Annotated in this window: 11 protein-coding genes; 5 read left to right on the top strand and 6 right to left on the bottom strand. The window is 75.6% G+C overall.

The features are described 5' to 3' along the window. Positions 1 to 91: 91 nt before the first annotated feature. Positions 92 to 544 (bottom strand): SRPBCC family protein, encoded by a 453-nt coding sequence (locus NH602_RS24730; protein ID WP_253069031.1) that lies wholly within the window; start codon positions 542 to 544, stop codon positions 92 to 94. A gap of 110 nt (positions 545 to 654) precedes the next feature. Between NH602_RS24730 and NH602_RS24735 the strand changes: the two genes are divergently transcribed. Together NH602_RS24735 and NH602_RS24740 are read left to right on the top strand one after the other, a co-directional pair. Beyond that, the gene (locus tag NH602_RS24735) at positions 655 to 1,140 is read left to right on the top strand and encodes a hemerythrin domain-containing protein (RefSeq protein WP_073575152.1); all 486 of its coding nucleotides are present in this window, start codon (positions 655 to 657) and stop codon (positions 1,138 to 1,140) included. A 169-nt stretch (positions 1,141 to 1,309) separates the two neighbouring features. Continuing rightward, positions 1,310 to 2,518, top strand: a complete 1,209-nt coding sequence (locus NH602_RS24740; protein WP_253069032.1) for an NAD(P)/FAD-dependent oxidoreductase — start codon at positions 1,310 to 1,312, stop codon at positions 2,516 to 2,518. Between the two features lie 19 nt (positions 2,519 to 2,537). Here NH602_RS24740 and NH602_RS24745 read toward each other — a convergent pair whose 3' ends face one another. After that, a complete protein-coding gene (locus NH602_RS24745; RefSeq protein ID WP_253069033.1) occupies positions 2,538 to 2,819 on the bottom strand; it encodes a hypothetical protein in 282 nt (93 codons plus the stop codon). Positions 2,820 to 2,947: 128 nt separating this feature from the next. Here NH602_RS24745 and NH602_RS24750 point away from each other — a divergent pair, with 128 nt between their 5' ends. Both NH602_RS24750 and NH602_RS24755 read left to right on the top strand, forming a co-directional pair. Then, a complete protein-coding gene (locus NH602_RS24750; RefSeq protein ID WP_073575391.1) occupies positions 2,948 to 3,190 on the top strand; it encodes an acyl carrier protein in 243 nt (80 codons plus the stop codon). Between the two features lie 319 nt (positions 3,191 to 3,509). After that, a complete protein-coding gene (locus NH602_RS24755) occupies positions 3,510 to 4,385 on the top strand; it encodes an ANTAR domain-containing protein (protein WP_253069034.1) in 876 nt (291 codons plus the stop codon). 59 nt (positions 4,386 to 4,444) lie between these two features. Here the strand turns inward: NH602_RS24755 and NH602_RS24760 are convergent, their stop codons facing one another. The 3 genes from NH602_RS24760 to NH602_RS24770 all read right to left on the bottom strand — a co-directional run bounded on the left by NH602_RS24760 (position 4,445) and on the right by NH602_RS24770 (position 6,354). Further along, on the bottom strand, positions 4,445 to 4,753 hold the full coding sequence (locus NH602_RS24760; RefSeq protein ID WP_073575156.1) for a PASTA domain-containing protein: 309 nt from the start codon (positions 4,751 to 4,753) through the stop codon (positions 4,445 to 4,447). 59 nt (positions 4,754 to 4,812) lie between these two features. Next, positions 4,813 to 5,691 carry an MBL fold metallo-hydrolase gene (locus tag NH602_RS24765; protein WP_253069035.1) on the bottom strand — a complete coding sequence of 293 codons (879 nt, stop codon included), beginning with the start codon at positions 5,689 to 5,691 and terminating at the stop codon, positions 4,813 to 4,815. Positions 5,692 to 5,862: 171 nt separating this feature from the next. Continuing rightward, on the bottom strand, positions 5,863 to 6,354 hold the full coding sequence (locus NH602_RS24770; RefSeq protein WP_253069036.1) for a bifunctional nuclease family protein: 492 nt from the start codon (positions 6,352 to 6,354) through the stop codon (positions 5,863 to 5,865). A 100-nt stretch (positions 6,355 to 6,454) separates the two neighbouring features. Between NH602_RS24770 and NH602_RS24775 the strand changes: the two genes are divergently transcribed. After that, positions 6,455 to 7,321 carry an SDR family oxidoreductase gene (locus NH602_RS24775; protein ID WP_253069037.1) on the top strand — a complete coding sequence of 289 codons (867 nt, stop codon included), beginning with the start codon at positions 6,455 to 6,457 and terminating at the stop codon, positions 7,319 to 7,321. A gap of 131 nt (positions 7,322 to 7,452) precedes the next feature. On the opposite strand, the gene nrfD is transcribed toward NH602_RS24775, so the two are convergent. Further along, on the bottom strand, positions 7,453 to 8,499 hold the full coding sequence (gene nrfD, locus NH602_RS24780) for an NrfD/PsrC family molybdoenzyme membrane anchor subunit (protein WP_253069038.1): 1,047 nt from the start codon (positions 8,497 to 8,499) through the stop codon (positions 7,453 to 7,455). Positions 8,500 to 8,628: the final 129 nt, after the last annotated feature.

An 8,628-nucleotide genomic window follows, 5' to 3' on the forward strand; every position in this document is an offset into this window, starting at 1 on the left:
CGCGGGGCCGCTCTACCGGGGCGCGGTCCGCTTCGCGCATCGACGGATCCACGGCTGAGCCCCCGCGCGGCCCCGGTCACGGGGCTCCCGGTCAGGCCCGCTCGGGCCGGTCCGGGCGCCCCCGGGCGAGGGCGGCGAGCCGGGCCAGGCTCTCCGCGTTGCGCAGCTTCAACAGCGGCGCCCGGACCGGCACGGGGATGAGCCGCCCGGGTCCGGCGACGGCGTCCTCGGTCATCCGGATCGTCGTACCGGCTCCATCGGGGGTCAGCTCCAGGCGCACCCGGGCGGTGCCTCCGGGCCCGGCACGAGCGCGCAGCTGCAGCATCCTTCCGGGCTCGTTCTCCTCGACCACGGTGCGGTCCTCGATCATCAGCGGCCACGCCCCGACGCTGCGCTCGATGGTCGCGCCCGCCCGCGGCCAGTCCGACGAGACCCGCCGGATGTGCACCGCCCCGACCACCCACAGGCCGTAGCTCCAGCCGTCGGTCAGGACCGCATAGACGTCCTCGGTGCGGGCGTGCACCCGCCGCCGTACCTCGATCATCGGACCCGCCTCTCCGTCGCCGACCGGACGATCCGACCCGTACCCACGCTCGGCCCCGTCACACCCCCGCACCCGGGTTTGGACCCACGACCACCGGTGATACATCTGCGGTGACGACCGACCCTGCACCCGACGACCTGATCGACGTCCTCGTCGCCGACCACCGCACGCTGCTGGCCCTGCTCGACCACGCCGCCGCGGCCGACCCCGGCCCGCAGCGCTCCGACCTGGCCGTCCGCGCCGCGAACGCGGTCCGCCGGCACTGCGTCGCCGAGGAGACCCTGCTGCACCCGGCGCTGCGCCGCTGCCTCGAGGACGGTGACCGCTGCGCGCAGGCCGACGCCGAGGAGCACGAGCAGCTCGAAGCCCTGGTCACCGAGCTGCTCGCCGTCGGTCCGGGGTCGCCCGACGCGGAGCAGGTGCTGCACCGGCTCGCCGTGTCCACCCGCTTCCACATCGAGGGCGTCGAGACGCGGCGGCTCCCGGCCCTGCGCCGGCGCCTGACGGTCACGGAGCTGCACGAGCTCGCCCGCGCCGTCCAGGAGACGATCGACCCGCGTGACGACCGCCGCGGCCCCGCCGCCGTCCTCGGGTGAGGCCCGCACCACCACGGCCTGCCGCGCGAGGCGGACACAGCGCCGTCGATCGCGGGCGCGGCCTCGATCCCCGGGCCACCGCGGCTCGACCACCGCCCCAGGCTCGGCGGGCCTGCTCCATGGCACGGCGCCCGGGTGTCGACGCGTTCGGTCAGGGTAGGCGGGCGACATGAGCGTGACGACGACCGGACTGCTCGTGGTCGGCGGCGGCCCCGCAGCCCATGCCGCGGTGACCGCGTACCGCGGGCACGGTGGCCCCGGCCCGGTGCTGCTGGTGTCCGCCGACGACAGCCCTCCCTACCTCCGGCCTCCACTGACGAAAGAACTCCTGCGCGGGGGAAACCTCGGCGAGGACGACCTGCTGCTCGACGACCTGACCCGGCTCGGCGACGTCGAGGTGCGCACCCGGACCACGGTCGCCTCGCTCGAGCCCGGTACCCGTACTGCGCGGCTCGGCGACGGCGGCGAGGTGCGCTGGCGGGCATGCGTGCTGGCCACCGGATCGGAGCCGGTGCGCCTGCCCGTCCCCGGCGACGGCGACGCCTACCACCTGCGCTCGCTGGCCGATGCGCGGGCGCTGCTGGCGGGGCTGCACGACGCGGGGTCGGTGGTCGTCGTCGGATCGGGGTTCATCGGCTGTGAGGCCGCGGCGTCGCTGGCCGCACGCGGCCTGGACGTGACGGTGTGCAGCACGGAGCGGGTCCCGCAGGCCTCGCGGCTCGGTGACGCCGTCGGCGACCGCATCGCGGACTGGTTGAGAGGGGCGGGGGTCCGTCTGCGCGGCGACGCCGAGGTCACCGGGATCGAGTCGACCGGTGGCGCGCCCGTGGTGCACGTCCGGGGCGGCGAGCCCGTCGCGGCGGACCTGGTACTGGTCGCGGCGGGCGCCCGCCCCCGGCTCGGGCCGGCCGAAGCGGCCGGGGTCCTGATCGAGGACGGCCGAGTCGTCGTCGACGAGCACATGCGGACCGCGGTGCCGGGTGTGCTCGCCGCCGGGGACGTCGCGCGTGCGTTCAACGCGGCCGCGGGCCGGCACGTCGGGGTGGAGCACTGGGGCGATGCCGAGGAGATGGGCGCCGTCGCCGGGACCGTCGCCGCCGGGTCGGACGCGCGCTGGGACGCCGCGCCCGGCTTCTGGTCCGAGATCGGCGACCGCGTGCTCAAGTACTCCGCCTGGGGCGACGGGTTCGACGAGGTCGCTTTGACCACCCACCCCGGCGGCGGGTTCACCGCCTGGTACCAGCGCCAGGGGTTGGTGTGCGGGGTCGCCACCCACCAGGCCGACGAGGACTACGAGCGTGGCTCGGACCTGGTGCGGCGCAACGCGAGGGCATCGGAGGTCGCGGACGTGCCGACCACGGCCGGCCCCCGGGACTGACCCCGGGGACCGGCGTCGGTCAGGTGCCGGGGTCCAGCGCGACCTCGACCCAGCCCGCGCGATGGTCGTCGAACTCCTGGTACGCGGTGACGACGTCGCCCAGGCCCTCCCGCACGGTCACCCCGCGACCGGGGTCGAGCACGCCCGCGGCGACCACGTCGATCAGCTCCGGGATGAGTGCCCGGTGCGGGCAGTTTCCCGCGCGCACCGTGAGGTTGCGGTTCAGCAGGGTGCCGATCGGATAGGACTGCAGGGTCGGCGGGTAGACCCCGCTGACACCGATCGTGCCGGCCTCGGCCACCGCCTGCGCGGTCCACCGCGCGGCCTGCGACGGGTCGTCGCCGGCGTGGCGCCATGTCCGGCATGACCGCCGGGGTCGTGGGTAGGAAGGGCACGCCAACGGGAACGACCGAGGAGGAGGTGGCCGTCATGGCCACAGGCGAGACCGGATTCAGCGACGTCGTGTTCGACCTGGTGTCGGTCCAGTACCACGCGCTCAAGGGCGGCCACGACTACGGCCAGTACGTCCGCGACGCGCGCAACGCGGGCTACGACGACATCGCGGAGTTCTTCGAGCGGGTCATGGAGGAGGACGCGACACGCGCCTCCACCTGCCACGACCTGCTCGCGAAGCTGTCGTCGAAGGAGGACACGGGCGCCGCGGTCTCTTGACCGGTGCTCGGGGCGCCGGCCGGCCAGAGGGGGCCGGCCGGCGCCGACCGGACGGGGTGACCCGGCGTGGTGCCGCCCGGCGGTGGTGTCATAACGTTCTGTCGCAGTGCGCCAGGGGCCTCCGGTCCCGGCCGGCGCCGACCCGGGGTCGAACAGCCGGCCCAGCGTCCCCACCCGTGCACGCCCGCGTGCGTCCCGGGCCGGGGATCCCCCGTCAGTGCACGAGAATGCGCTGCCGGACCGCGCCCCCGGCCACGCCCGACGCTCCCCCGAGCCGTCCCCCGCACGCCGACCGCGGCCGGCGGTATCGGAGGACGAGATGCCCCCCGGTGGACCGGAGGCGCGTCTGCTGCGCGCCATCAACGACAACCCGCTGTTCCAGACGACCCGCTCGCCGTACGCCGTGCTCGACCGGTCACTGCGCATACGCGCGGTGAACCCGGCCTGGCTCGAGGCGACACTGCGCGAGCCCGGCGAGGCCCTGGACCGGCCCCTGTTCGACGTCTTCCCGGACAACCCTGCGGCGCCGGACGTCGGCGCGGTGGCGGCAGTGACGGCGTCGCTGCTGCGGGTGCTGCGCCGCGGCGCCCGCGACGACGTCGGCCTGCAGCGCTACGACGTACCCGCACCGCGCGGGGCCGACGGCTTCGTCGAGAAGTACTGGGTCGGAGCGCACTCCCCCGTCCGTGACCCCCGAGGCCGGCTGGCCGGGATCCTCGTGCACATCGAGGATGTCACCCCGCTGTGGCCGGTGCGGGCCGAAGTCGACGACGCGGTGCCGGGCGACGGACTCGGGACGCTCGTGTACCGGGCACCACGGTGTGGGCAGGACGACCACGCTGCGGACGCGCCCGGCGGTCGGACCGGGGGAAACGGCCCCGGGTTCTCCGGGTACGGTCCGGCGGCCCCGCCTTGCTCGCACCTGCCGGCGCTCCCGGCCGACCCGGTCCCGGCGGTCGCGCTCGTCCGCGAGCTCGCCACCGAGGGCGAGGCACTGCGGCGGCGCTTCGGGCGGCACGTCGCCATCGAGCAGGCGAAAGGTGTGCTCATGGCGACCCGCGGCTGCGGGCCGGAGGAGGCGTTCGCGCTGCTGCGGGAGCTGTCGCAGACCACGAACACCAAACTGCGGCAGGTCGCGCTGTCGGTGGTGGAGAACGCCGCGCGGGGCGAGCCCTCGGGCCGGTGCGGCGGCTGAGCGTCCGGCACCGGGCGGGGACGGGGTCCGCGACGTGTGGGTCGGGGTGGGCGGCGCCGTCAACGCCGCCCACCGGTCACCACCGGGCCGGGCCCGACCGGGCGCAGCCCACCTCCACCGCCCCCGCCGTCGTCACCGGGCGGAGGGCCGGTCCACATCCGCACGGTGCTGCCGAACGTCACGACGGCCCCGGCCCGTGGCTCCTGTTCGAGGACGCACCGCTGCGGTGGGTCCTCGCCGGGACGGCGGTGCTCGACGGCGAGCACGCCGCCGTCGAGCGCCACGTCGTGCGCGCCCGCCACGTCGAGACCGGTGAGATCGGGAACCACGACCACCCGCTCGCGGCCGTGTTCGGTCGTCGAAGCCATGGGTTCGCATCACCGCTGCCCGGGCCGCCCACACCTCCCCGGTCGACGACGTCGGTGGATCAGCGGGGCGGCAGCGCGTCGAACGGTGTTCCGGGCGCGTTCGCCGACCCGGTACCAGGGCCCGGGCTCGCCGCGACCCACCGTCCCGTCGACGGCGGCAGCTCCACGGTGTCCCCGCGCCCGACCACCCGCACCCGGTCGCCCATCCCGCGGGCCCGCATCTCCTCCAGGAAGTGTGTGAGTGGGGACCGGAACACGTCGTAGTCGTCGAAGTGCACGGGGACCACGCGACCGGGCCCGACCATCTCCACCAGGTCGCTGCCCTGCGAGGCGTCCAGGGTGACCAGTACACCGCCGACCCGGGTACCGCCGAGGTGGGCGACCATCACGTCGATGTCACCGAACCGGTCGCGGATCTCACGCAGCTCGGGGACCAGGACGGTGTCCCCGGTGATGTAGAGCCGCAGCACCCGCCGGCCCCGGCGCTCGTGGTCGATCACCGTGCCCTGCACCGGCGGCAGGAGCCGGTGTACACCCACCGGGCCGTGCCGCGCCGGTACCGAGGTGATACGGACCCGCTCCTCGTCGTCACCGAGCTCCCAGCTGTCCCAGGTCTCGAGTCCGGTGGCCGCAGCGAACCCCCACCTGCGCAGCCGGCGGCGCGCGTGCGGGGTGGTGAGGACGGGCACCGAACGGTCCAGTCCGTCACGGGCGACGTCGTCGAAGTGGTCCCCATGCAGGTGCGACAGCACCACCGCGTCGAGGCGGGGCAGCTGATCGATGTCCAGCGCCGGGTCGGTTCGCCGCCTCGACGACAGACCCCAACCCAACCGGGCACGCTGCCCCCGATGCAGGAAGTTGGGGTCGGTCAGCAGCCGGAACCGGCCCAGCCTCAGGATCACGGTGGCGGTCCCGACGAACGTCAGCGAGGTGTCCACGCCTGCCCGCCTACCCGGCGCCCGCGAGCCAACACCCGACGTGAACCCCTCCACCACTCTGTGCATTGCCGGTTGTGCACCAGCGACCCTGGAAGGCGGCTCGGATCGGTACCCGGGAGCCGGATCGTGTCAGGCCCCGGTGGTTGAACACGACAGCCGCCGGGGCCGCCCTCAGGGGCCGTCGAAGTCGTCGGGCACCGCGGTGTCGAGGAACCTGCGGAACGCGTCGACATCGTCGGTCTCCGGCCCCGCATCCTGCACGCTGACCATGCCGGGGTCGATACCGGCCGCGGCGAGCACCGTGTCCCCGACCTCGATCGCCGCACTGTCCTGCAACGCGAGGACCACCGCGTCGCTGGTGCGGGCGTCGATGCGGGTGCCGTCGTCGAGCTGCAGTTCAGCGTGGAAGACGTGGTCGCGCAGGGCGTGCACCCGGACGCACAGCAGCCGGCGCCCAGCTGCCTCGAGCACCGCACCGATCAGCCGGTGGGTACCGGGACGGGTACGGCGGACCCCCTCCAGCTCGGCGACCGCGGCCAGCGCCTCCGCCCCACCGACCGACACTGCGACTATTCGCCCGCGCCCGGCTGTCTCCTCCAACAGGAGCACCCGGTCGGCCGTGACCGCGTCGACCCCGACCGCCTTCACCCGTACCTCGACCATGTCCGCTCCCGCATCGTCCGTCGCGCCATCGCGCCTACCCCGGCCCCTGCGACCCACACCCGGCGGCATGGACCGGTGCGGCCCGGGTAGCCGGCCGGGCATGCGGCTCGACGGTGCTGTGGTGGTGGTGACGGGCGCGTCCGGCGGGATCGGACGTGCGACGGTGCGGGAGCTGGCGCGCCATGGCGCCCGGCTCGGGCTGATCGCGCGCGACCCCGCGCCCCTGGAGGACGTGGCGGCGGAGCTGCTCCCGGACCGGGCCCTGGTGGTTCCCTGCGATGTCGCCGACGACGAGGCCGTCAGTGCGGCTGCCGCGCACGTGACCGAGCAGCTCGGCCCGATCGACGGCTGGGTGAACTGCGCAGGCGTCGCCGGATTCGGCACCGTGCTGTCCACCCCGCCCGCCGACGTGCGACGGCTGCTGGACATCAACATCGGCGGTTGCCTCAACGGCGCTCGCGCGGCACTGCCGTCGATGATCGCGCGCCGGCACGGCGTCCTCGTCAACGTCTCCTCGGTGCTCGGGATCATCCCGGCGCCGTGGGTGACGCCCTATTGCATGTCCAAGTCCGCGGTACGGACGCTGTCGGCCGGGCTGCGCGCCGAGCTGCGTCGTGCGGGCATCCGCGGGGTCTCGGTGTGCACGGTGCTGCCCGGGGCCGTCGACACCCCGATCTGGTCGACCGCGGCCAACCACACCGGGCGGAAGGTGGCCCCTCCCCCGCCGGTGGACGCCCCGGAGCGCGTCGCCCGGGTGATCGCCGCCCGGCTGCGGCGCCCGCGGCCCGAGACGGTCACCGGCGGGATCGCGGTACGGCTGCTGGTCCTCGCGCACCGGATCGCACCGGGTCCGGTCGAGCGTGCGCTCGGGCTCGTCCTGGGCCGCTGGTCGCTGCACGGCGGCACCGAGCACACCTCGGGGGCGCTGTGGGACCCCGCCCTGTCCGGGCATCGCACCCGCCGCTGAGCCGTGCCGCCGGCCCAGGCGCACCGGATCCGGCCGGGACCAGGCGCGCCCTCCGGCACGTCCGGCGGCGGGTGCGATCGGTCAGGACGCCCGGACCGTCCCCGGTGGTACCGACCCTGTTCGCCGGGGGTTCAGCAGGTCGGTCCGCCGTCGGATCCGGCACCCGCCGGGTCCGGACCGGGGAGGTCCCCCGCGGTGACGGCCTCGCCCGGCGGCACGGTGCCGGGATCGCCGCGCTCCTCCTCCGCGGTGCGGGCGGCTTCGCGACGGCGCAACCGATCCCGCTGTGGGACGACGGTGTAGGCCGGGTCCCACGCGGTCGCCATGCCGGCGTCGAACACGCCCCACCGGGTCGCGGCGGACCCGGCGTTGAGCAGGAGTCCGGCCGCGGCGTCGAACCCGCGGCGGCGCCGTCGTGAGCCCGGGCGCAGCCGGTCGTGCAGCGGTCCGGCCAGTGCTGCCACCAGACCGCCGAGGGTCGCGGCGCGGGCGGCGCGCAGCACCCGTCCGGCGCGGCCGCTGCGGTAGGCGTGCCCGCTCATCCCGATCGCGGTCTCGGTGCGGTGGGTGGCGGCCAGCTCCAGCGCCGCTCCGGCGACGGCGATGCGCCGCGGCGGGCCGTCACCGTTCCCGGTGAGCAGCGCCGACCCGCCGCCTGCGGCGAGCGCCGACCCGGCGAACACGAACGGCAGCTCCCGGTAGGCCTCGTGCCAGCCGGGGACAGCGGTGTCGGCGAGCAGCACGGCGGTGTAGGTGGTCATCGCCGGGCCGAGGAGCCCGCCGACCAGTCCGGCGGCGCGCCCGGCGCCGGGCAGCAGCCCGGTGACCTCCGAGGCCGCCGCGGCCCCGGTGACGGTGCCGAACGGGGCGAGGATCCAGGATCCCACCGACAACGGCGAGGTCGGCTTGAACACCCGCATCATGTGCAGGAACCGCTCGGGGCGGCCGAGGTCGTGGATGAGGAACGCGACCGAGGCGACCGCCCCGCCCGCGGCGACGAGCCGACCGGAGCGACGCAGTCCGGGCCGGCAGGTGAGGTCGGCCAGCGCCGCCGTGGACGCTGCGACCCCGGCCGCGCCGCCCAGGTAGAGGTAGGCGGGGACGTCGGGCACCTTCCACACCGGCGGCTTGATGATCGGCCGGTCGTGGTAGCTGCGGAAGTCGGCCTCGGGAACCATCAGCCGCTCGCCGCGGCCGCCCCGGCGGCGTCGCCGTCGCTCGGTGCGGCTGGGCGCGGGGCGGGTGTCGTCGTGCCCCGCGGGGGCCTCGTCGGCCACGTCCGGTCCGGGCGCGGCCTGCCCGGCGGC

It is taken from the genome of Pseudonocardia sp. McavD-2-B (genome assembly GCF_024124365.1).
Lineage (GTDB): Bacteria > Actinomycetota > Actinomycetes > Mycobacteriales > Pseudonocardiaceae > Pseudonocardia > Pseudonocardia alni.